At 75.2% G+C, this 24,800-nt stretch carries 3 protein-coding genes (1 of these 3 cut by a window edge); all 3 read right to left on the bottom strand.

Features of this window, described 5'->3' with window-relative positions:
- Window positions 1-3 precede the first annotated feature (3 nt).
- Complete coding sequence (locus tag ABD976_RS05520) at window positions 4-609, bottom strand: type VII secretion system-associated protein (protein ID WP_345358104.1); 606 nt, start codon at window positions 607-609, stop codon at window positions 4-6.
- Window positions 610-673: 64 nt separating this feature from the next.
- Complete coding sequence (locus ABD976_RS05515) at window positions 674-1,948, bottom strand: YrhB domain-containing protein (RefSeq protein WP_345358101.1); 1,275 nt, start codon at window positions 1,946-1,948, stop codon at window positions 674-676.
- A 115-nt stretch (window positions 1,949-2,063) separates the two neighbouring features.
- Window positions 2,064-24,800: the 3' portion of a DnaJ domain-containing protein gene (locus ABD976_RS05510; RefSeq protein ID WP_345358098.1), read on the bottom strand. It continues 13,182 nt past the right edge of the window; only the last 22,737 of its 35,919 coding nucleotides appear in the window; the start codon falls outside the window, past its right edge — the gene reads right to left on this strand; its stop codon occupies window positions 2,064-2,066.

Genomic DNA, 24,800 nt, shown 5'->3' with positions numbered 1-24,800 from the left:
GCCTCAGCCCGCCGGGGCCGGTTCCTCCGAAGCCTCCGGTTCCTCCGCCGGGTCGTCGGCCGCGAAGGCGTCCTTCAGCGCGGCGGCGCCGATCCGCATCGACGCCGGGGCACCCGGGTTGAGCAGCACGTCCAGGCCGGATTCGGGCAGGCCGTCGGCGATCTCGTCGATGGTCACCTCCACCCACCGCGCCTCGGGCACCCGCCGCCGGTGCGCGGGGGCGGTGGCCACCAGCACGCACAGCAGGTCGTCCGGGGAGCGGGTCACCACCGTGGTGCCCGCCTCGTCGACCGCCAGGCCCAGCACCACCCGGGGCAGCGCGTCCAGCACCTCGCCGCCGTCGATCGCGCCCTCCACCACCAGCTGCAGGGCGGCGTCGACCGGATCGGTCGGCAGGCCCGGCCGGGACGGTTCGTAGTCCGGGTTGGGGCGGAACAGGGGCTCCGCGCCCTCCTCCACGAACCAGCCGCCGACCACGGCGGCCGCCGGCGGCTCGGTCCCCTCGTCCTCGCCCTCCCAAGCCGGGTCGAGCAGGAAGTACCACCGGTCGTCCGGCCCGAACCCGGCGCGCTCCCGGGCGTCGGCCAGCACCTCGGCCCGCTCGTCCATCCGACCTCCTCCTGACGCCGACCCGCGCCGTCTCCCGAAGCGGACCCCTATTCGAAGCGGACCCCTACTCGAAGCGAACGACGTGCAGCCCCAGCGGCTGCTGGTCGAACGCGGGCGTGCCCTGCTCGGCCATCGAGTCGACCAGCCGGACCTCACCGCCCTGCTGCACCGCGACCAGCAGGTTGCCCACCGTCTCGCGCTCGCGGGCGTCCTGGCGGCGGATCCACACCAGCGCCTTGGCGCCCTCGGCCGCCTCCGCCAGCTCGGACAGCACCCCGCCCCAGTTCTGGTGCTCGGACAGGCTCAGCGGCTCGCCGAGCTCGCGCATGGTGGGCTCGAACCACGCCGCGTAGGCGGGCATGGGCGGCTCGGGCAGCTCGTCGGAACCCGCGTCCCAGGCGGCCAGGTAGGCCCACGGGTCGTTGTTGGGCAGGCCGAACGGCGCCTCGCCCTCGGCCTTGGGCACCACCAGCGCCGCGTCCAGCATCTGCTCGCGCCAGTCGCCGGTCTCCAGGAACCGCCGGGTGGTGCACGCGAACAGCCAGCCCCGTTCGGTCTCGTCCGCCGGGTCCGGCGCCACCGGCACGACCTCGTCGCCGTAGGTGTGCCGCAGCCAGCGCTGCGCCTTGTCCACGGCGGCGTCCAGGTCGGCCGCCGCGCCCTCCCACGGCAGCGCGAGGGCTTCGACCGCCCCGGGCAGCGGCCGGTGGAAGCGGGCCACGGCGATCTGGGCGACCTCGTCGTCGTCGAGCCGGGCCAGCGCCCCCCGCTGGCCGTCGAGGACGACGACCTGGTCCTCGTCGTGGAAGGCGTAGAGCAGGTGGCCGGTGATCTCGACGCCGCCGCGCTGCCTGCGCAGCCACACCACCCCGCGGGTGCCCGGACCGCCCTCCAGGATCATCGAGGTCGCGTCCTGCCACGTCGAGCAGGTGAACACCTCCGCTCCCGGGAAGTGCGCGGCCAGCATCCGGTCCCACCAGCCCGGGGCCTCGTCCAGCGGCTCCCAGGGCAGCGCCGAGGCCGGGTGGCGGTCCACCGCCGCGTCCGTCGCGATCACGCAGCCCCGCGCGTTGACCCGCGAGCGCCAGGAACCGGCCCCCGCCGCGTTGATCCCCTCGTCCAGCGGTTCGGCGTTGGCCACCGGGAACGGGTCGCCGCCGTCCTTGGGCACCGCGACGGTGGCGGCCAGCAGCGGTTCGGGTGCCGGGGAGGCGTAGTCGCACCCGAACAGCAGGTTGCGCTCGCCCTCGAACAGCGGTTCCTCGCCGGTGAGGACGACCAGCCCGCCGTACGTGCGGTCCAGCCACTCCGCGGCCCGGCGGGCAGGTTCCTCGCTCATCATCACCTCGGTCGCTCGTGGGCCCCGTCGCCGGGGCGGCCCCATCGTGGACCGCGCGGACCGCACCGGTGCGCGGCGGCGGCGCGAGGTGCGGGAAACCCCCCACCGGCGCCGCTCACCGGCCCTGGAACAGCCGGGCGAACGCCTGCCGCACCGCCTCCGGGGACTCGAACAGCTCGTCCAGCGCGACGAGCAGGGGCCGCACGCGCTCGGCGTACCGCCAGTGCCTGCCGCCGGGCGTCCGGACGAGCTCCCCGTCCCGGTGCTCGAAGTACCGGTCGTACCCGGGCTCGGACCCTCCGCCCGGGTTCCACCGCAGCCCGGCGCTGGTCCGCCCGGAGAACTCCGCCTGGTGGAGCTGGTGCAGCTCGTCGTAGACCCGCCGCACGTCGCGGACCACGTCGTCCGGGAGCGGACCGTGGACGAGGTCGGCCCGCCCGGTCAGCCGCAGCGCCGTGGTGACGATGGAGGTGAAAGCCCCCGCCGCGTCCACCGCGCCCGTCAGGTAGGAGCCGAACACGTCGCCACCGATCAGCGCGCGGGCGGCGGCCAGTTGCCCCTCGGGGAACAGCGCGCCGTGGCGCTGGGCGAGTTCGAGGGCGAGCGCGTCCTCCGCGGACGTGTCGGGCCGGTACTCCCGCGACGCGTCCCGGATGAGCCGCTGCTCGTCGTCGTAGTCCGCCAGGCCTCCGGGACCCCGGTGTTCGAGGTCCGGGTGGTCCTCGCGGTACTGGGCGTACCGGCCGGTGTGCTGGCGGTTCGCGTTCTCCCGCGCCAGGCGGCGGAACAGCAGCACCTTGACCGCGAGGTCCACCGGGACGACCCGCTGCGCGTCGGACTCGTTCCCGGCCAGCGCCAGGAACTGGCCGAGCGCGCTGCGCACCCGCTCGCGGTGGGTCCGGTCGTCACCGCCGCCCACGACCTCGTCGTACTGCTCGGCGAGCTCCTCGAACGCGTCCTCCACCTGCGCGACGATCTCCTCCGGGCTCGCGCCGCCGCGCCACAGCCCGGTGATCCGCTCGCCCGCGGCGCGCTGGTGCGCCTGCCGCGACGGCTGCTCCTGCTGCCAGGTCGAGTACGCGTTCTCCGCGCCCTTGCCGGTGATGCCGAGGTCGGATTCCATCCGGCCGTGGTCCTCGGCGAGGGCCTCGACGATGGCGGCCTGGTCGGCCCACGGCCGCACCACGCCCGCCATGAACCGGTCGAGGTCGCAGGAGTCCGGCATCCCGTCCATGTGGTGCTCGGCGCAGTCCAGCAGCCGGTCGCCGTCGAACCCGTGCTCGGCCAGGAACTCCCGCAGCGCCTCGGTCCGCTCGTGCTGGTGGACGGCCGGGTCGCCGTCGAGCAGCGGGTGCGCCGCACCGACCTGCCCCGGGGCCACCAGCTCCTCCCAGGTCGCGTAGTGCTGGCGCAGCGCGCGCCCGACGCGCCGGGCCCGCCAGGTCGACCCGCCTTCCAGCTCCTCCATCGTCGGCCACGGCCGCCACCGCGGCGTGAGCTCCTGGTCGGTGCGCGGCACGCCCAGCCGGTCGCGCAACCCGTCCACGTGCTCGACCGACCCCGCCCATCTCCCGCGCGGCAGGGCCTCCTGGCCCACCCCCGAGGTGTAGGTGATCAGCGAGCCGGGCGCCAGCGTTCGCACCAGCTCGGGCAGGAACTTCTGCGGCACGGTGAACAGGTTCGGACCCGAACCCGGCCACACGTTGACCACCCGGTCCCCCGCCTGGCGCGGGAACTGCTCGCGGGCCGCCGCGCTGCGGCTCATCTCCCGCACCACCGCCAGCGGCGCCAGGTAGGACCGGATCAGCGGCGGGTTCCCCGACAGCCGCCACGACTGCGAACGGCCCAGCACGTCCTCCGCCGCCGAGAGGAGCTGCACCGCCGAGAGCGGACGCCCGGCGATCACCGACAGCGGGCGGCCGAGCTGGGAGGTCAGGACCGTGATCTCGCCGGTCACCGAGTTCTGCTGCACATCGCCCGCCCAGGCCGCCGTGGGCTTGCCGGTGGTGGCGTCGTACTGCGGGTGCTGCGCCATCGACACGACGGTGTAGAGCCGCACGTGCGGCGTCCCGTCGAAGTCCTCGACCTCGAACTCACCGCGGTGCACCACCGGCGGCAGCGGCCCGCTGCGCGGCGTCCGCTCCGACAGCAGGTCGGGCCGGTTCGGACCCGGGTAGGAGACCCCGCGGACCGCCACCGCGCGGTCCGCGGCGTCGTCCTTCGGCTTCACCTCGGCGAGCGGCGCGGGCGGGAGCGCGGACGGGGGGTGCGGCCGGAAACCCGGGTTGGGGATGAACCGCTCGCTCCCACCGCGCTGCCGCACCCAGACGCCCTTGATGAACTCGGGGCGGACGCCGCCCGGGTGGACGATCTCCTGCTGGTAGGGCATCGCCTGGCGGTTCAACGTCGCCACCAGGTCGATCCCGCCGGGAGCGTGGATCTCGAACACCTGCGTGGTGCTCGAAAAGGTCTGCTTCCGGCCGAACTCGTGCGCGAACTTCCGGCTCCGGGAGGCCGAGACCAGGTTGGTCCGCTGCATCTCCCGCTGGTAGTCGTCCAGCGTCTCCGGCAGCACCCGGTTCCACGGGACGAACCCGATCCGGAAGATCAGCTCGTGGTCCCGGTCGTCGGTGCGGAAGGCCGGCTGCTCGTCGGTGCGCCACAGGATCCCGCCCGGACCGGCCATCCGGTCGAACAACCGCAGCGAGCTCGGGTCGACGGCCCGCACCGCCGCGTCGAAGGCGTTCGCCGGCCGGACCGGTGACACGCGGCGCCCCGGGACGTCGTTGGCGGCCACCAGGTTCCCGAACCGCCCGTCGGTCTCGGGCACCAGCTTGTCCGCGATCTCCTCCTGCGCCGCGGAGGTCGTCCGCCCGAAGTCGCCGTACTGCTCCGCGAGCGCGTTCGCCAACCGCCTGAGCCGGGACCGCAGCACGGCGAACTCGACGGGGTCGACCCGTCCCGGTGCCGACTCCCGGTACCAGGTGTTCACGTCGGCGAGCAGCTCCCGGAAGCCGCGCTGGACGCGCAGGTACGCCCCCGCGACCTCGGTGTTGGTGCCGAGGTCGCCGAGGGTGTCGCCCAGCACGTCGACGAAGCCCTCCACCCGCGTCGAGGCGTAGCGCACCTCCGTGGCCAGCCCCGCGATGTCCCCCAGCTCGGGAGCGGTCGGATCGGGTCCGAACGTGAAGCCGTCCGTGCGGGTCCGCTCCCCGCTCGCGATCGCGTGGTCGCGCCTCAAGGTCGCGAGCCGATCGTCCAGCCTGACCTGGAGGGGGAACGGGTCGGTGGCACGCCGTCCGCCCACCACGCGGTCCAGTTCCTCGGCGAGTTGCTCGCCGTGCTCGATCCAGGCCGCCCACTCCTGCTCGGTCCCCCGCCGCTCCCGGCCGTCGGCGCCGCGCCAGATGGCCGCGCTCTCGGGGGCGCGGGCGGCGATGAACTCCCGGGCCCGCACGTCGACGGTCTTCTCCGGGCCCGGGGCGTGCTGGCCGGTGGTGCGGACGGCGGTGCTGCGGTGCGGCGCGGGCGAGGCCAGCGCGCCCTCGATGGTCCGGCCGAGCTGGGACAGGTGGTGCGAGCCGACCCGGGGCGCCACGGTGAGGTCCTGGGTGCCGATCCCGCCCATCACGGTGCCACCCGCGGTGCGCACGCCCCGGACGGCACCGCCCCAGGACGCCAGGTGCCTGGCGACCGGGTACTTCCGGTCCTTGAGGTGCTGGAGCAGGTTCGCGGGCAGCTTCCGCTTCCCCGCGTAGTCATCCCGCAAGCCGAGCTGGTGCAGCACCTCGTGCGCGTAGATCAGCGGCGACCTGCCGGCCGGCCAGCGGTCGTCCTGGGCCCCGGTGCCGGGTTCGGTGAGCTCGACCCGGCGGTGCGGGTCCTGCCCGGTGCGCTCGGCCCGGACCAGCAGCCGTTCCCCGGCCAGCGCACCGTCCGGGAACAGCAGCCCCTCGCCGTTGACGACCAGGTTCAGCCCGTGCACCGCCGAGCGCCAGATCGCGTCGGCCTGCTCGGGGCTCGCCCCCACCGGGTCGAGGTCGAGCCGCAGGGTCGCCTCCACGACGCGCTCCCCGCCGACCTCGAACCGGCGCACGTCGAAGAGAGCGCGGGGACCGTGCCCGGCCGCCGAGAACGGCGGGGTGAGGTCGGCGTCCACGGTGACCACCTGCGCCGCCGCCCGCGCCGCGTCGTACTCCGCGACGTCGTACCCGGCGATGGGCGCGGGGTGCTCCTCCCGCAGGCGCGGGTCGGGGTGGATCGGCACGTTCGCCTCGATCGCGGCGGCGATCCCGGCGAGCTGCCGCGGCCCGGCGAGGTCGCCGTCCGCCGGAGGTGCGCCCAGCTGCTGGAGCACCCGGTCCAGCAGCTCGTCCCCGCCGCTGTCCAGCGACCACTCGCCGTCCCGGGCCGGGCCGTCGACCACGGTGAACCCGGCGTGCGGCGCGTCGTCGTCGCGCTCGACGTCCAGCACGAGGCCGCGCCCGGCGAAGTCGCCCGAGGGCAGCACCGCAGCACCGAGCCGCCGCTCGACGGCCGCCCGCAACGCCCGGTGCGCCGCGTCCACCCGCTCCGGCCGCACGCCGGGGCCGGGCCGCAACCCCAACCGCAGCGACGCCGCCAGGAACTCCGCGCCACCCGTGGAGATCCGGCGCACCTCGAACAGCGGCGCGTAGCCGTCGGCCGAGACCGGGTGCACCCGGGCCGACCGCCACGCCGGGTCCTGCGGCGCGGGCCGCGCACCGGGGGCCGCCGGGGCGGACTCCCGCACCGGCGGGGCCTGCGGGCGCTCGGCTTCGGAGGAGACGTCCTGGTCCGACGCGCCGTCCTCCGGGGCCTCCCCCTCGTCCGCCGAGAAGAACTCCTCGTCGTCGGAGAACTCCTCCGCCGCCGAGTAGAAGCCGTCGTCCTCCGGCAACTCCTCGATCCGCGGGAGGGCGGCGCCGGTCTCCGCGGGCACCTGGAAGCCGAGGTCGAGCAGGCCCCGCCGGTCGACCAGGAGCGGGATCGGCTGGTCCGCACCGGTGGTGATCGTCTCCGACCACCCCGCCGGGTGGCCCTCGCCGCGGTAGCGGGGCGTCAGGGTCCACCGCTCCGGAACGACCGAGACCAGGTACATCCGCCGCTGCTCGGGCCTGCTGCCCTTCCGCTTCGACGACACCTCGTTGGAGCGCCCGCGCTGCGCCTTGCCGATGTCGGTCTCGATGTCGCCGATCTGCTGCGCGGGGCGGAAGTTCGCGTCGTGGACGTTGGGGTCGCGGAAGTCGAAGGTGAAGGTGGGGCCCCAGGCCAGGCCGCGGTCGGCGGCCCACTTGGTGATCCGCTGGTGGAGCTCCTTCGGCGTGAGCGAGCCGTCGAGGACCTGGTGCAGCTCGCGGTGCCCCGGGGTGGCGCCGACGGTCACCTGGGCGAGCGGTCCGGTCCGGAACTCGACCGCGCGTCCCCCCTCGGTCAGCATCGTCGGCAGGTGGTTGCGCAGCTTGTCGACGTGCAGCTCGGTCAGCAGCGAGTAGGCGTCGGACGGGCTCAGCCCCGGACGGTCCTCGGGTCCGCCGCCGACGATCAGCCCTCGCGTCGCGGCGTGCAGGTTCGGCGCGGTGAACCGCCCGACGTGCACCACCGCCTCCGGCGAGAACGCCGGGGACCCCCCGTCGAGCGCAGCGAGCGGTGGCGGTGCCGGCGCCTCCAGCGGGAGGGTCTCCGCCACCGGCACCGTCGAGCGCAGCGCGGCGGGCACGGTGGAGGTGGTGCCGGGGGCCCACGGTCGGCTCAGCTCCGGAGCGTTGAGCGCGGAGACCCGGTTCGGCAGCAACTTGCGGTAGGTGCCCGGGGCCGCCTGCGGGAAGACCCGCACCTCGACGTCGACGAGGTCGTGGACGAACCGGTGGGACGGTCCCTTCCTGGTCGCGGCCACGCCGGTGGTGTCCTCGGTCCCGCGCTCCGGTTTCGCGACCGCGTTGCCGGTGATCGCGGCGCCCGGGACGATCAGGCTCGCCGGGGTGCCCTTCCCCGCCGGGTAGAGGACGCCGCCGCCGGAGAACATCCCCATGAAGCCGCGCGTGTCGTACCGGCCGGTCTTGCGGACCAGCTCGTGATCGGCGGACCGCTCGGGCTGCGCCGGGTCCGTCGGCTTCCCGATCGTGTCGTGGTAGCGGCCCTCGCCCGGACGACCGCTCACCACCACGAGCTGCTCGACACGACCGTAGGGGTGGTCGCTGACCACCAGCAGCGGCCACCCGCCGGTGATGATCTCGCGCAGCACCGGGTCCGCGAGCCGGGAACCGAGCACCGGCCACACCGACCCCCGCATCAGGCTGTCGTGGAGCTCCTCGAACCGGCGCTGGAGCGGGAACAGGTCGGCCGGACCCGAGCGGCGCATCGCCCGCCGCACCGCGGCGCGCATCCGCGACGGCGCGTCCACCACCTGCCCGTGGGCGTTCGCCCACGCGGTCACCGCACCGGAGATCACCCCGGCCAGCTCGCGCGGCGCGTCCGCCCGGTGCGCGGTGATGTCGCCCCGACCGCGTCCGACGTCCTCCGGCGCCCGCACGGCCGGGACCTCGCGCGTCGCCGCGGGTTCCCCCCGAGCCTCCCGGTAGCGGTCGGCGTCCTCCGGCCGCAGCTTCGCGAGATCGGCTTCGGTGAGCTCGCCGACCTGGTCGATCGAGCCGGCCGGGACCCACACCTCGACCGCACCGTCCTGGCGCAGCGACTTCGTCGCCGTCCTCGGCGTGCCGCCGTGCACCCGGTGGAGGACGTCGTCCCAGCGCCGCCGCACCGAGGTCCGCACGGTGTGCGCGGCGTCGTAGCGGACCAGGTAGCCGCGCTCGTGGTGGCCCGTCCCGTCGCCGCTCTTGGCGTTGTCCGCGGTGCCCTTCCCGGACCCGCTGGTGTAGGCGACCTCCGCGGCCAGCGACGCGCCGCTGGTCAGCTCGGGGTTCACCGGCAGGAAGAACACCAGCGCGGCCCGGATCCGGGCGCTCCACGACTTCTCCTCGGCGAGCGCCCGCTCGGTCTCCGAGCTGCTCTTGTCGGCGAACCGGTGCTGGTCGTCGACCCGGACGACGGTCGGGTTGCCCAGGCGGGTCCGCACGCCCAGTTCGCCGTGCAGCTCGCGGGTGCCGATGAGGCCACCTCGGTTGTGTGACTTCAGCTCGGCGCGGTCCTCGTGCAGCACCGCCCGGTCGAAGCCGGCCATCCGCGCCGCGGGCGAGGTGAAGACCTCCAGCGCCCCCAGCCCGGGGTTCGCCTCGTTCAGCGGGTGCTCGCCGGGCTCCTTCGCCAGGTCCGCGGTCGACGGCAGCCAGTGCCCCTGGTGCTCGTCGAACCGCGGCGGGGTTCGCCCGACGAAGGGCATCTTCAGCCGTTCCCGCCAGCGGTGCACCGGGGTCGTCCCCAGCATCCCCGCCGCGGTCCGGCGCATCCCCGGCGGCGGCGCCATCGACTCCAGTTCGCCCGGCGGCAGCTCACCCCGGCGCTGGAAGGGCTGCGGCTCGCCGTCCTGCCAGGTGGGGTCGGGCCCCGACGTGGGGGGCGCCTCGTCGAGCGAGGTGCCCGAGGGCTCCGGCACCGCCACGGTGACGTCACCGGAGACGGGGGCGAGGGCCCGGCCCGGCTCCGACCAGGTACCGCCGAGGTGCACCGCGAAGTCGGTCGGGTAGTCGTACCGCTGGACCGGCGCCTCACCCGCGAAGGGCTGGTCGCGGCGGACGGTGCGCACCACGCTGTCGCCGAGCTTCGTGCTGCGGTTCCCGCCCGTGCCCTTGGAGCTGGGCCAGAGGATGCCGTCGTAGCCCAGGGCGCTGACCCCGCCGAACCAGCTCCGCCCCTCGTCCTTGCCCGTGGTCCGCCGGTGCGCGGAGCCGAGCTTGCCGCCGATCGTGCCGCCGCGCCGGTCGCCGGACTCCGCCGCCTGGTCCCGGTGCATGGTCCCGTGGAAGAACACGTCCGGCGCACCCCGGTACAGCGCGCCCAGCGGGAACCGGGCCCCGTCGCCGCGCGCGATGGTCCGCGACTCCGCCCGGACGAAGCGCCGCATCCGCTGCGCGAGGCGCGGCACCTCCCGCATCACCACGTGCCCCCGCACCGCCAGTTCGTGCACCACCGGACCGACGAGCGCTTCGACGGTGGCCTCCGGCAGGTGGAACGACGCGTCCACCCGGTCCGGGGCGCGGCGGGCCGTCGCCGCGTCGACCCCCCGGCCGGCGGGCCCGGCCTCGTCGGCGCTGGAGCTCCACCCGTGCCGGGCGGCGGTGCGCGGTTCGACGTGGCTGGTCACCGTCCCCGGGACCGGGGTCGGCTCCCCCGACGACCGGTCGGCGTCGCTGGGCAGGACGTCGACCAGGAACACCAGGTCCGCCAGGTGCCGGTCGAGCGGTCCCGCGTAGGTCTCGGCGGTCTCGTGCTCGTGGCTCGCGGCGGTGGCCCCGCTGTGCTGGGTGGACCGGCCGTGCTCGACCTTCGGGCCCATCGCCAGGCCGGTCACGCCCGTGATGTCCCCGCCCAGCACCTCGGCGCCCCCACCGCGCCGGTAGGTGACCGACTCGTCCGCGGCGACCTCGCCCCGCACCGCCTCGGTGCGGGTGAGCGTGGCGGCCGAGGTGGTGGCCCGGCGCGGCCGGACGCCGACCGCGGTGATCAGGACGTCGACCGGCTTCCACTTCCCGGCGAAGTGGAAGGTCTTGCGCAGCGTCCGGCCGCTGAGCAGCTCCTCGCCCTCGTCGCCGAGCTCGGTGAGCACCGCGCGGAAGTCGCGCTCGGCCTCGTCGTTCGGGCGGAACTCCCCGCCGAGCTTGTCCCGCACCGCGCGGTAGATGCCGCCGGTCCCGGAGAACTCGACGTGCTCGATCGCCTCCGGGCTCCCCATCCGGTGACCGCCCGCCGGGTTCAGCTCGCGGCGGTCCGGCCACTTCAGCCCCAGGTCGACCAGCACGTCGTCGGTGCCGGTCCGGGAGCGCAGCCGCCCCGGCCGGTGCACGCTGATCCGGTAGCGGCCCTGGTGGCGGGCGCGGGTGGACGGCACGCCGGTCTCGGTGATCTCGACCTTGCCGGTGCGGTCGGCCTTCGAGCTCAGACCCGAACCGCGCTGGTGGGTGGTGCCCGCGAGGCTGCCGCCGACCACGACGAACGGCGTCGGCACCCGGACCGCGAGCGAGTCGGTGATCACCTTGGCCCGGCTGCCGGCGGTCTGGTGCAGCACCCGCGACCGGTCCCGGGAGGTGGACACGTCGCCGGTGCCGGGCAGCGCGGCGTCCGGCTCGGACAGCTCCACCAGGTCCAGCACCACCCGCGGGCCCCGCCCCGCCCCGTCCCCGAGGTCCACGACGTGCAGGCCCTCCAGGCCGTTCCGGAACTCCTCCGCCAGGTTCTCGTCCGAGAAGGCGACGTCCACCCGCTCGTCCAGTTCCGGGTCGGCCACCAGCGCCTTGACCTTCGCCCGGATCGCCGCGCCGTCGATCCCGCCGTCGAGCCCCGGCCGCTCCTCCCGGGCGCGGTCCAGCACCGACGCCGGCTCGACCGGCAGCTCCGCCTCGGCGACCGCCGGCTCGGCGGGTTCCGCGGGGACGGTCCGGAGCTCGTGCTCCTCGACCGGGCGGCGCGCGGAGACCGGGTGGAACTCCAGCAGCGCGGTCCGGGCCCGGGACAGCAGGTCCCGACCGGTCGGCAGCGGGCCGCGCCGCTCCGTCGCGGGCCTCCGGTACGGCGGCCTGCCGACCCGGTTCCGCCGGTGCGCGGCCTCCTCGGCGGCCGAGTAGGTGCCGGTGGGGGGCGGACCGACCGCCAGGCGCATCGGCCGGTCCTCCGGTGCCGGATCGAAGGCGAGGAAGCCGGCGTTGTTCGCGACCCCGAGCTCCAGGTGCCTGCCGTCCGGGGTGATGCGCATGTCGAGGGCGTCCTTGGCGAACACCGCGCCGAAGGAGTAGTCGCGGCGGCGCATCTCGCGCATGTACCGGTGGGCCAGCTCGTAGCGGCCCATCGAGCAGGCCAAGCCGACGAGCGTGGCCTTGCGCTTGCGCTCGTAGGCGGCGCGGAAGTGCTGGGAGGCGTCGGTGACGACGGCCAGCTCCGTTCCGCCGACCCCGATCTCGGGCACGCGGTCGAGCACGCGGCCGTCGTCGTCGATCGCCCGCGCCCCGGGCCGGAGGGCGATCGACGCCCGGTGCCCGTCGGTGTCCACGTCCAGGACCAGGGGTTGCTTGCTCGGGCGGTCCAGGTACCACTGGGGGCGCACGATGCCGTCCCCGCGCATCCAGCTCAGCGCATCGGCGAGGTCCTCGTCGGAGAGGGTGCGCACCTGCCGGTCCAGGCGCGGCATCCCCGGGCTGATGAAGTGCTGGGAGAGCCTGGCGCTGCGGTGCGCGAAGCTGACGCCCAGCTTCCCGCCCGGGCCCGCGGCGGCCCCGTCGTAGACCGGGCCGGCGAACACGTCCTGCGGCCGGAACCACACCTTCCGCGAGGCACCGCCCAGGTCGACGCGCCCGGAGATCATGCCGAGCTGCTCCGGGGTGAACCGCGGCCCGGCGCCCGGGCGGGCCGAACCCGTCGTCGGCCCGGCGTCCCGCCCGGTGGGGAACTCCGGGAAGCCCCCGCCCCGGCGGCGGGCACCCGGGCGGGCCTGCCCGGACGGAGCGCCCGGGTCCGGCCGGGTGGCGCGCCGACGGGGACGTGCCCCCGAGGACCCGCGCTCCGGTCCGGCCTTCCGCCCCGGACGGGTGTGCTCCCGGTACGGCTCGGGCTCCGGGTCAGCCGCCGCACCACGCCGCGCCCGCGCGAGCTCCGCGTCGTACGCCTGCCGCGCGTCCGGGTCCCCCAGGTTCTCCCAGGCGGCGTTGAGCAGCTGCGTGTTCGCCAGCGCGATGTCCTCGCGCGCGCCGCCGCGGTTCTTGTCCGGGTGGTTGCGCAGGGCCAGCTTCCGGTACTGCTTCTTGATCTCCTCCTGGGTGGCGTCCCGCTCGACCCCGAGGACGGCGTAGTCGTCCGACCCCCCGAGCCGCTCCAGCCCGGGCGCGTCCGACGCGGGCTCCCCGGCGCTGCGCTCCCCGGCGCTGGGCTGCCCGGACTCCGGTCGCGCGGTCCCCGCCGCGCCCCGGTCGGCGTGCTCGGCGTCGTAGTCCGCCCGCGCGGCGGGATCCGTCAGCACGTCGTAGGCGTCCCCTGCCGCCCGCAGCCGCGCGGCGCTCGCCGACCCCTCCGGCGCCGTCCCGTGCTTCAGCTGCAATGCCGCCAAGGCCCGGTCCAGCTCCCGGCGCGAAGCACCGACGTCCGCGCCCAGCGCGGCGAACAGCGCGTCCGACGGCCGGTCCCCCGGCTCCTGCCTCGGCATCCCGGCCATGCGCAGCGGAGCCCCCGGCTGGTGGCCTTCGGGGACGCCGGAGCTCCCGACCTCGGTGAGGCCGTTGATCGCGATCACGTCGTGGTGGTCGAGCGGCGCGAACCACTCCTGGCCGTTCGGCTCGTGGTGCGGGGCCAACCGGCGGGCCGTCGGGTCGAGGAGCACGATGCGCTCGTCGAGGGGCTTGTGCACGAGGTAGAGGTGCCCGGGCTGGTCGGCGAACTCCCGGTACAGCAGCCCGGCCGTCCCGCCGGGGGCGTCCGCCAGGTACCGCTGGAGCGCGCCTTCGCCGTGCGGCAGCGGGCTGAACGGCACGCCCGTCCACTCCTCGACCCGTTCCAGGGGCAGCGGACCGCTCGCCGGGGCCCGGAACTCGCCCCGGCGCGCCCGGTCGGGGAACCGCAGGGCGTTGAACGCCTGCACCGTGCTGGCGGGGCAGTTGGTGCGGTGGCCGGGTCGGCCCTCCTGGTACGCGGGCGCGTTCACCGCCATGGCGGGGCCGTAGCCGCCGTCGTCCAGGAAGTTCCGCTCCGCCTCCGGGTTCCCGGCGAAGGTCTCCGCCGACACCACCACCGGAGCGGACCGGCGCTGCAGGGACAGCTCGGCGATGCCGAGTTCGCCCGCCAGGTGGCGGCAGCTCGTGCACGCCGAGCGCTGGGTGCCGCTGAGGTTGTGCGCGGTCATGGCCGCCCCGGCGCGTTCCAGGTGGCCCCTGGCCTGCTCGACCGACCAGGTCCGGCCCGGGTCGGCCTGGTCCAGGTAGTCCGAGACCGCCGCCACCTCGGCGCACTTGCCGTGCCCCCGGGAGGCCATCGCCCGGTTCGGCATGGACGCCAAGGCCTGCTCCACGGCCGGGTGCAGGTCGGGCCGGGCGGGGCCGCCGGGTCGCTGCCGCATGCTGGAGCGCGGCACCACCACGTCGCCGACCAGCAGCGCGCCGGCCATGCCCGGTGTGATCGGCCGGCCGCGCCGGTCGGCGGACGCGTCCTGCCAGGTCGCCAGGGCCGTCGCGAGCTCGGTCGAGGAATTCGTCAGCCCGCGCGGACCCTGTCCGCCGCGCACCCGGGGTCCGGCGGTGCGGATCGGGTGCGCCCCCGCGATCACCGGGCCCGGCAGGTGCGCCATCCGGTCCGCGTTGCGCGCCGCCACCGGGGCCGGTTCACCCCGGCCGGTGCGGACGACCGGGTCCTGCGCACCCGACGCGGCACCCCGGGCGGCCTTGCGCGCCGCCTTCCGCTGCTCCCTGCGCAGGTCTTCGGCCGCCTTGCGCTCCGCCGCGGCCCGCTCCTCGCCGACGAGCTCCGCCCGCAACGCCTGGGCGTCGTCCTGCGCCGCCCGGCGGGCGCTGTCGGCGTCGGCGTTCAGGCCGTCCGACGGGCGGGAGGCCGACACCGGCCGACCCCGCACCGGCCCGGCCGCGCGTTCGGGCCCGGGCTCGGCGGCGAGGTCGCCCGCCCGCTCGGACCCGCCGTCGCGGGGCGCACCGCTCGGGTCGAACTCCAGCAGGGCGGTCCGGGCCTGGAACCGGACCCGCTCGTCCTCGGCGGGCTCGTCGTCCGGACCGCGGTGCTCGGTCGCCGGTGCGTAGTACGGCGGGATGAACCCGTGCTCGGTGAAGGTGATGTCGTCGAGCTGGTTGGCGTAGTACCGGGTCTCCGGCCGCACGAACGCCTGCGCGCTCGTCGGGTCGGCGGCCGGGGCCACCGGGTAGGTGAGGAGGCCGCGGTTGTGCGCGACGCCGAACTCGACGTGCCGCCCGTCCGCGGTGATGCGCAGGTCCAGGCGGCCGTCCGGGACGTCGGCGGCGAGGCCGTACCGGGCGGCGCGCAGCGCCTGCACCATCCGGAGGTCGTGCTGGTCGAGGGTCAGGTCGCAGGCCATCACGAACATCGAGTCCGAGCTCCGGCGCGCGTACGCCTCCCGGAAGTGCCGGGAGTGCGCGAGCACGACGCCCGCCTCGGCGCCGTCCGCGAAGACCTGCTCGTCCGGCTGGAAGGGCACGAGGGCCCGCCCCGGGATGAAGACCCCGTCGGCGGGGAGCTGGAAGCGCGGGCCGTCCGGGGTGCCCATCATGTCGGCGACGACGGGATAACCCGCCCAGGAGGGCCGCACGGCGCCGCCGGGGCGGTTCCACCTCAGCGCGTCCGCCAGCCGCTCCACCGGGGTCGTCCGGATCAGGCGGTCCATCAGCGGCATGCCCGTGCTCGTGTAGACGTCCGCCAGCCGGCTGCCCAGCACGAAGCTGGCGCCGATCACCGTCCTGCCGCGCGGGTCGAAGCGGGCCTGGCTGTAGACCGGCCGCTGCCGGGGCGCCGCCGGGTTGAACCACAGCGGCTCCCAGTAGGTCACGCCGTCGAACGCGACCGCCCGCCGGCCCCGCACCCACCCGGCCTGCTCCGGGGAGAACCGCGGTTGCCGCGGCGGGGCGCTGGTGCCCGGCTGCGCACCGGACCTGGTGTCGCGCCAATCCGGGTACCTGCTGGAGGAACCCGGCGCACCGCTGGTGCCGCTGGTGCCGCGCCGACGCGGTGGCGCACCGGACGGTCCGGACCGGCCGGTGGGCCTGCGCTGCCCCCTGCGCCCCCGGCCGGGCGCAGGCTCGGCGGCCGGGTCGGCCTCCCCTCGCGGAGTCCGGGTTTCGTACCACCGGCCGGTGCCGTCCTGCTGCCGGTTCGCGGTGATCCCGGGCTCGTTCCCGAAGGCCCGCTCCCAGTGGAAGGCCGCGAGCTTCTTCGGGTCCAGCAGCAGGTCCCGGGCCTCCTGGAGGCTCGTCATGTTGCCCTGGGCCACGGCCCGGTCGGACTCCGGCCTCTTGTCCGGGTGGTTCTTCAGCGACAGCTCGCGGAACTGCTTGTTGATCTCCTTCTCGGTCGGCCCGACCTCCAGCACCTCGTAGGGATGCTGCTTGCCGTCCGCGAGCGCCTTCAGGGGCTCGCCGGGGACGTTCGGCCTCGGGTCGGCGGTGCGCCACGGCAAGGACCCGCCCGCCCGCGCCCGCTCCCGGTAGAACATCGCGAGCTTCTTCGGGTCCAGCAGCAGATCGCGGGCCTCCTGGAGGCTCGCCATGTTGCCCTGGGCCACGGCCCGGTCGGACTCCGGCCTCTTGTCCGGGTGGTTCTTCAACGACAGCTTGCGGAACTGCTTGTTGATCTCTTCCTCGGTCGGCCCGACGCCCAGCACCTCGTGGGGATGCTGCTTGCCGTCCGCGAGCGGCGCCAGCGGCTCGGGCGTCGCGGCGGGCTCGGCACCGCCGGGCTTCGTCCCCGGGGTCGACGGGCCGGGTTCGGGGCGCTGCGCCGCTCCCGCGCCGTCCGACCGGGGGTCGAACTTCTCACCGCGCGACACCGACGGGTACTCGAACTTCGGCCGCCGCCCAGGCTCCGCGCCCTCCGACGGGGCTTCCGGCTTCGGCCGCGAACCCGAACCGGCCCCAGCACGCGGATCGAACCGCTCACCACGTGACACCGACGGGTACTCGAACTTCGGCCGCCGCCCAGGCTCCGCACCCTCCGACGGGGCTCCCTCCTTCGGCCGCGAACCCGAACCCGCCCCAGCACGCGGATCGAACCGCTCACCACGCGACACCGACGGGTACTCGAACTTCGGCCGCCGCCCAGGCTCCGCGCCCTCCGACGGGGCCTGCGGCTTCGCGTTCTCCTGCTGCGAACCCGAGTCCGCCCCGGCACGCGGGTCGAACCGCTCACCGCGCGAGGTCGAGGGGTACTCGAACTTCGGCCGCCGCCGGGGCTCGGCCGGGCCCTCGACGGGCCTGTCGTACTCCGCCCGCGCCTCCGGGTCCGACAACACGGCGTAGGCGTCCCGCGCCGCGCGCAGCCGCGCGAATTCCGCCGATCCCGGCCGGAAGCCTCCGTACCTGCGCTGGAGGGCGTTCAACGCCTGGTCCAGGGTCCGCAGCGGAGCGCCGACCGCCACGCCCAACGCGGCGTAGAGCTCGTCCGACGCCCGCGCACCGGACCGCGCGGCCGACCCCCGCGCGCCGGGCTCCGGTTCCGCCTCGGACTCCGGATCGGACTCCGAGCGCCCGTCGGATTCCGCGCCGACCGCGACGTCCTCCGGCCCGCTCGACTCGCGCTGCGGCGCCCGCGCGGCGGCCGGGCGGGTACCGGTCGGCGCGGAGGCGGCCCGCTCGCGGTCGATCTCCGCCAGTTCCTCCGCGGTGTACCGGGTCGAGCCGAGCGTCGTCTTGTCCACCACGTACCGGACCTCGCGGTCGCGCGTGGTGGACGGTCCCCCGGCCGTGGTGGCCCGCTTGGTCGCCCGGAAGCGCACGAGGCCCTGGTTGTTGGCCACCGCGAAGCGCCCTCCGGGCAGCGGCACCGACGGGTGGTAGCCGAGGAACACGTCGACGGCGTGGCCGAGCTGGGCCAGGCGCAACGTGAGCTCGGCGACCGGCTGATCACCTTCCTGGGCCGGGGCCACCAGGAACAGCGCGGGCCGGCGCCCCGCCGCCTTCGCCTCGGCCAGGTACCGCCGGAAGCTCCCGCCCGTCGCGAGGCGCTCCGCGAAGGTGGCACCGCTCGTCCACACGTCGGTGGTCTCGCCCGCCCGCGCGACCGGGAGCACGAACTCGCCGTCGCCGGTGCTGATCGACACCACGAAGGGGTCGGTGAAGGGCGCTTCCACCTCGCTCCCCGGCCGGGCCGCCGCCTCGCGCGGGGTCTGCCCGGGGGCCGTCCGCACCACGCGGATGCGGTCCCCGATGGTCTTGGCCCAGTCCTCGGACCGCCGCCCCAGCTCCTCTTCGGTGTCGAGGGACAGCCCGATCTCGCGGCCGTCGGCGGCGCGCAACTTCCCGAGCCGCACGTCGCTCCCCCGGAACTCGACCGGGTCGCCGTTCTCGTCCTCGCCCCGGAACCCGCGGGAACGGCCGGTGCGACCGGACCCGCCGCGATCCCTCGCGCCGCCCAGCGGTTCCGGCTGCAAGGTCAGCTCGGGACCGGGCGGGACGGGGGCGAACCCCACCGCCACCGGGTCGGTGCCCAGATCCGCGAACCACCCGGTCTGGTCATCGACGAACGACACCCGGCCACCGACGTTCAGCACCCGGACGAAGCGGCCCGCACCGCCGCCTTGGTCCTGGTGCACGATCGCCTGCGACCCGCTGGGCAGCGCCGCCATCCGCTCCGCGATCCCGGCGTACCCGCCCGGCACCGACGAGAACGACAACCCGGTCTGCCGCTGCACCTCGGCCACCGGCACCGGGTCGCTCGGCGCGGCCGTGAACTCGCCGGCCCGCTCCGGGTGGTTGTGGGCGTTCGCGCCCTGCACCGCGGCCAGCGCGCTGTTGGTGTCGTGCCCGGGAACACCCCGGCGGTACGCGTCCGCGTTCACCGCGCCGAGGTCGGGGACGTTGTCCCGCAGGAACTCCGCACCCGCCGCCGGATCGTCCGCGAAGGTCGCCGCCGACAGCACCCGCGGGAACGAGCGACCGCCACCGGCCACCACGAGACCGTCGGGCGTGCCCGGCTCCCGCAGCGCCGCCACCGATTCCGGCCCACCACGGCCGAACCGGACCGCCGACTCCAGCGCCTGGTAGCCGCTGCCCATCCGGCCCAGGTACTCGACGCGGCTCTCCCGGCGCGGGCGGAACATCTCGAAGGACGGCTTCGAGGTGGACAGGAGCTTGTACGACCCGAACTCGGACAGGCCGTCGAAAGCCTCGGTCCGCAACGCCTGGCCGAAGATCCCGCCGTTCTCCCCCAACGGCCCGTCCGACCCGAGCGACATCAGCCTGAACCGGGAATCCCACTGCTCCCGCTCCTCGCGGGTGCGGGCGTTCCGGCGGATCGCCCCGAGCCGGTTCCGGAGCTCGTCGAGGTCCCAGTCCTCGTGCATCGCCAACGCGTGCACCGCCGAGTCACTGCCCCGCAGGTCGAGGTACTGCTGCAGGTAGTGCTGCCCGGAGAGCAGCGACAGCGCGCTCTGCGAGTAGTCGAGGAGGACGACGTCGCGTTCGCCCGGCAGATCACCCACGAACTCGTGGAAGTGCAGGATGATCATCTCGCGCTGCTCGGCGGTCGGCGGCGCCAGCCCCTCCCCGGCGAACACCCGGTGCGCGATGGACCCGCGCGCCGGAGCCGGGCGGAAGCTCGACAACGGGACCGACACCGCATCGACACCGCGGGCCTGCAACGCGGCGACCACCGAAGCGGGGCTCCGCCCCAACCCCACGAGCAGGAACCGGTCCGGCGGGTACAGCTCCACGAGCTTGCTCGCCACCGCGTTCGTCGCCTCGACGATCTGCTGCTGCTCCCGCAGCAGCCGCTGGCCCCGCCCGGACCGGGACGCGCCACCACGACCCGACGGGCGCCGCCCCGCACCCGCGCGGTCCCCGCCGGACGACCCGGGCGGCGGTGGCCCGACCCGCTGCTCCCCGGCCGAGGTCGGCTGCGAGGTCAGCTCGGCACCCGGCGGGACCAGGGCGAACTTCACCTCCGACGGAGCGGTGTCCAGGTCCGCGAACCACCCCGTCTGGTCGTCCAGGAACACCACCCGGCCACCGACGTTCTTCACCCGGAAGAAGTGCCCGTCACCACCGGGGCCGTCCGCGTCGCCGTCGCGCTCCCCCGCCCCGACCGGCAGGCCCTGGTCCCGGAACACGATGGCCTGCGACCCCGCGGGCAGGTCCGCCATGCGCTCGGCGATCCCGGCGTACCCGTCCGGCACCGTCGAGAACGACAACCCGGTCTGCCGCTCGACCTCCGACACGTACATCGGCTCGCTCGGGGCGGCCACGAACTCCCCGGCCCGCTCCGGGTGGTTGTCGGCGTTGGCGCCCTGCACCGCCGCCACCGCGCAATTCGTGTCGTGCCCGGGAACACCGCGGCGGTAGTTGTCGGCGTTCGCCAACCCGAAGTGCGGCAGCTCCTCCCGCAAGAACTTCGCACCGGCCACCGGATCGTCCGCGACGGTCTCCGCCGACAGCACCCCCGGCAACGCCCGCCCACCACCGCGGCTCGCCCGGCCACCGGCAGCCCCGGAATCGGCCAGCGCCGCCACATCGGTCAGCGCCGCCACCGACTCCGGCCCGCCCGGACCGAACCGGACCGCCGACTCCAACGCCTGGTAGCCGCTGCCCACCCGGCCCATGAATCCGACGCGGTCGGCCCGGCGCGGCCGGAGCACGTCGAAGGACGCGGGCGACGCCGACAGGAGCTCGTACGAGCCGAACTCCGACAGGCCGTCGAAGACCTGGTCCCGCAACGCCCGGCCGAAGACCGCCCCGTTCTCCCCGAACGGCCCGTTCGGCCCGAGCGACATCAGCTCGAAGCGGGACAGCCACTGCTCCCGCTCCTCGTCGGTGTAGGCGTTGTGGGCGATGTCGGCGCGCAACCTCCGGAGGTCGTCGGCATCGGCGTCCTCGTGCACGGCCAGCGCGTGCACCGCGGCCCGACCACCCCGGGCGTCGACGTACCGCTGCAGGTAGTGCTGCCCGGCCAGCAACGACATCCCCGACTGCGAGTAGTCGACCAGGACGATGTCGCGCCCGCGAGGCGGGTCGCCCACGAACTCCTGGAAGTGCCGGAGAACCATCTCCTGCTGCTCGGCGGTCGGCGGATTCGCCCCGTCCTCGTAGAACTCCAAGGCCGCGATGGATTCCGGGGCCGGAGCCGGGCGGAAGTCCGACAACGGGACCGACACCGCATCGACGCCCCGGGCCTGCAGGGCGGCGACCACCGGAGCGGGGCTCCGCCCCAGCCCCACGTGCCGGAACCGGTCCGGCGGGTACGCCTCCAGCACCCGGCTCGCCACCGCGTTCGTCGCCTCGACCACCCGCTGCTGCTCCAGCAGCAGCTGCTGGCCCCGGCCCGGCCCGGCCGCGCCACCGCGACCCGACGGACGCCGCGCGGCGCGGAACGCGGCCAGCTGCCGGTCCACCTCGGCCTTCGCGTGCCACCACCCGGTCTGGGCGTCGTGGGCCTTGGCGCGCGCCTGCTCCAGGGCGCGCTCCACGGTGGCGACCTCCTCGCCCACCTCGCGCGCGGTCCGCTCGGCGGTGCGGACCTCGGCACCGGCCAGCTCGCGGGCGGTCCCGGCCGCGTCCCGCTCCTGGCGAGCGACGCGCGATGCCTCGGTCGCCGCCGCCAACCGGTCGCCGCCGCGCTCGGCTTCCTCGGCCGCCTGCCGGTGCGCGACCTCGGCCCGCTCGTACTCGGCGCTCGCCTCCTGCATCCGCTGCTGGGCCGCCTCCAGCCGCGCAGCGGCCTCCCGGCGTTCGGCCGCCTGCTCGGCGTCCAGCGCCTCGTGCGCTGCCCGGGCCGCCGCCAGCGCGGTCCCGGCCGCGGTGCGCTCGACGTCCGCCCGCCAGCGGCGGCCCACGGCCGCGTCGAGCCGCTCCGAGCGGGCGGCGAGCTCCTCGCGCAGCTCGGCGGCGCGGGCGTCGCTCCGCTCGATGCCCCGCTCGGCGTCCCGGACCCGCTGCTCGGCGGCGGCGAGGGCGTCGCGGTGGCCCGCCAGCGCCTGCTCGGCGCCGGCCCGGCGGGGGGCGATCTCGTTCAGCTTGTCGACGGAGTCGTGCCGGGCCCCGTCGACCGCGACCTCGGCGGTGCGCCACGCCTTCGCCTTGGCCTTGACCTCGTCCTGGGCGGCGGAGAGCTCCCGGGGCAGGTCCCGCCCGAGCAACCCGGCCAGGTCGGACCCGCGGACCCGCAGGTTCGTCGACGCCGGGACGGAGAGGTCGACCACGCCGACGGAATCACCGATCCGGGCCACCGCCCGGTACTCCACGTCGTACGCGACCAGCCCGCTGCGACCCTGCTGCTTGACGTTGCTCTTCTGCCCACCGCCGGGGCGTTCGGCGATGGCCTCGCTGTCCTCGGCCGAGCGCTTGAACTCCACACCGCCGGGGCGCAGCAGGCCACCCGGTTCGGTCCACCGCGCCCGCCCGGCGCCCGGAGCCACCGTGGCGCTCCCGACGTCCTCGGTCTTGACGTCGACGGTGTCGGACTCGGAGTCGTTGCGGGAGCCGCCGATCGTCACCTCGTCGCTGAGGCCGACCAGCCGGGGGTTGCGCAACCGGGCGTAGATCTCGACGTCGGCGTGCTGCTTCTTGCCCAGCACGGCCTCGTGCAGCTTCGGCACCGACAGCGGCCCGGAGAGCATCCCGGGCAGGTGCGCCTGCACCAGTTCGGTGCTCGCCGTGGTGCGCATCGTGTGCGCGGCGGCGGCGCCGTCGATGAGCAGGCCCTTCTTCGCCCCGGCCCGCCGCAGCGCTTCCAGCCCGGCCCTGCGCAGCGCCCCCGCACCGTGCAGCCCCTCCGGGGCAGCGTTGGACGGCAGGACCGGGTTCTCCCGTTGCCACTCCCGGAGCGCTTCCGGGGTGGCGTCGTCCGGTCCGCGCACGGTCTGCCGCGGCCGGTGGTCGCCGGTGCGGGCCGGAGCGTTGTCCGAGGCGACCGTCAGGTTGTCGGCGAGCAGCCGCGTCCGCAGGTAGTCGTCCAGGGTGACCGTCATCGGCGGCTCGCCGTCGCGCAGCACGGTCAACTCGAACCGGATGGGCACGCGGTAGCGGGCCGCCGGACCGCCGCCGTTGCGCGCGTAGGTCTGCTGGTCGGTCTCCGAGTGCGACCGGGTCGTGGTGCGGTTCCGGCCCACCGATGCCTCGGCGGCCAGCCCGGTGCCCGCCGTGGTCGAGAGGTTCGGGTTGTTGGTCTGCGGGGCGACGCCGCCGGACGTGCGCAACCCCACGTCCCACTTCCGGGCCTTGGCTTCGGAATCCGTGGCCTTGGTGCCCCGGGTGAGGTTGTGGTCGAGCTTGACCCCGTCGTTGACGACGTCGAGGTACTCCGGCTCACCGAGCTTGGCGCCGAGCAGCACCTGGTAGCTGTCCCGGCCGAACACCTTGGGCCGGTGCACCAGCAGCGGGATGCTGTCGTCCACCACGCTGTCGACCAGCGCGGCCACGTTGCGCCGCGAGGTGAGGTTGCCCAACTGCCGCAGGTTGCGCATCGAGTCGTCGAGCACCGAATCCGGCAGCAGCTTCTTGCCCTCCGGGCCGAGCCGCTCGCGCATCTCCTCGATCAGCGGGGTCAGGTCGGGGACGTCCTCGACCCCGCTCATGCCCAGCGAGCTGGGCCCGTGCGGGTGGATCGTGGCCGGCGGGGCCATCCGCTCGGTCCTGGCCTGCGGGACCGCGGTCTGCTCGCCGAGCACACCGAGGTCGCGCGCCTCCTGCTCGGTGACGCGCAGGAACACCCCGCCGGGCAGCGTCACGACCGAACCCTTGGCCTGCGGCTTGGTGTTGTGCACCAGGTTCCGCTTGCGGCTCTCGGCCAGCAGCGTCACGTCGGCGTCCAGCTGCACCAGCACCGTGCGCGCATCCGGCGGCGTGCCGCGGTTGCGCTCCAGGCTCCCCGAGACCTCGCTGCCCTGGGTCTTGGACTTCGACCGGCTCCACGGCTTGCCCCCGAGCCCGCCGACGCCCCTCCCGCTCGGCCCGTCGGCGGGATCGGTCAGCGGCTTGGCGGAGACGTTCAGGCCGACGTTGAGGTCCCAGCCGCGCTTGCGCGTCTTGCTTTCGGCGGCCTTGTACCCGCCCGCGCCGTTGTTGTCGGTGCTGAAGTCCTCGGCGACGGAGACCAGCCTCGGGTTCGTCAGCGTGAAGTCCATGCCGAGGGCGCCCGTGCGGTCGTACACCCGGCGGCTGTGGGCGAGGGCATCCTCCTGCATCCCGTGGTCGACGAGCTGGCGGAACTCGGACTCGATGAACTCCGGGCTGAAGAACCGGTCCTGGATGCCGCCCGAGTCGCTGCCCGGCAGGCCGAGCACCCCGTCGCCGTCCGCGGCTTCGGCGAGCAGCCGGGTGGCCTCCCGGTGCAGCACATCGGTGTTCGCGACCGCCTCGACGTGCAGGAAGTTCGGCGCCTTCGGGCGGTCCTTGCGGCCGAGCAGGTCCCGGATCGTCCTCGGGTCGGAGTCGTCGAGCTCACGCGTCGACGGTGTTCCCGGGGTGAATGCGGAGAGGTCGTTCTTCGCGGTCGCCCCGTCCGGGACCCACGTCGACGCCGGGCCCGTGATCTCCGGGATGCCGACGACGCCGGGTTCGGCCGGTCGCTCCGCGGTGGCGGTGCGGGCGACGACCGCCGGTGCCGGCACCACCCGGAACGGCGATCCGGGGGTGAGCCGCTTGACCCAGGACCGGCTGCGGCTGTAGCGGGTGATCTCGACGTCGAACTCCACCGGGTACCGGAACAACTGCGAGTTCGGGCCGGCGACCAGCACCGATTGGTGGCTGGTCGTGGGGTTGGCGGACGACTTGTACGCCGTGGAGTCGCTGTACTTCAGCCCGGCCGACGGGATGAAGGTCGTCCGGGCCGGGTCGGCGTCCACGGGCCCCCGCACCATCACCTCGGCACCGGCGGACCAGCCGTGCTCCTGGGTGGTGCTGTTCTCCCACTTCGGCGAGCTGGCGGCGATCGAGCGCACGGTGCGCTCGTCGGCCTTGCCGAGGTGCTCGGGTTCGCCGAGCCGGACCTTGACGTTGACGTTGACGTAATCGCT

Origin of the sequence: Saccharopolyspora cebuensis, assembly GCF_039542665.1 — a bacterium.
GTDB lineage: Bacteria > Actinomycetota > Actinomycetes > Mycobacteriales > Pseudonocardiaceae > Saccharopolyspora > Saccharopolyspora cebuensis.
Note: the sequence above shows the minus strand (reverse complement) of the source record. Positions and strands in the feature narration are given on the sequence as shown.

Excerpts from the sequence above, each read along its gene's own strand:
- ABD976_RS05520 (WP_345358104.1), bottom strand. The coding sequence starts at position 609 with ATGGACGAGCGGGCCGAGGTGCTGGCCGACGCCCGGGAGCGCGCCGGG.
- ABD976_RS05515 (WP_345358101.1), bottom strand. The coding sequence starts at position 1,948 with ATGAGCGAGGAACCTGCCCGCCGGGCCGCGGAGTGGCTGGACCGCACG.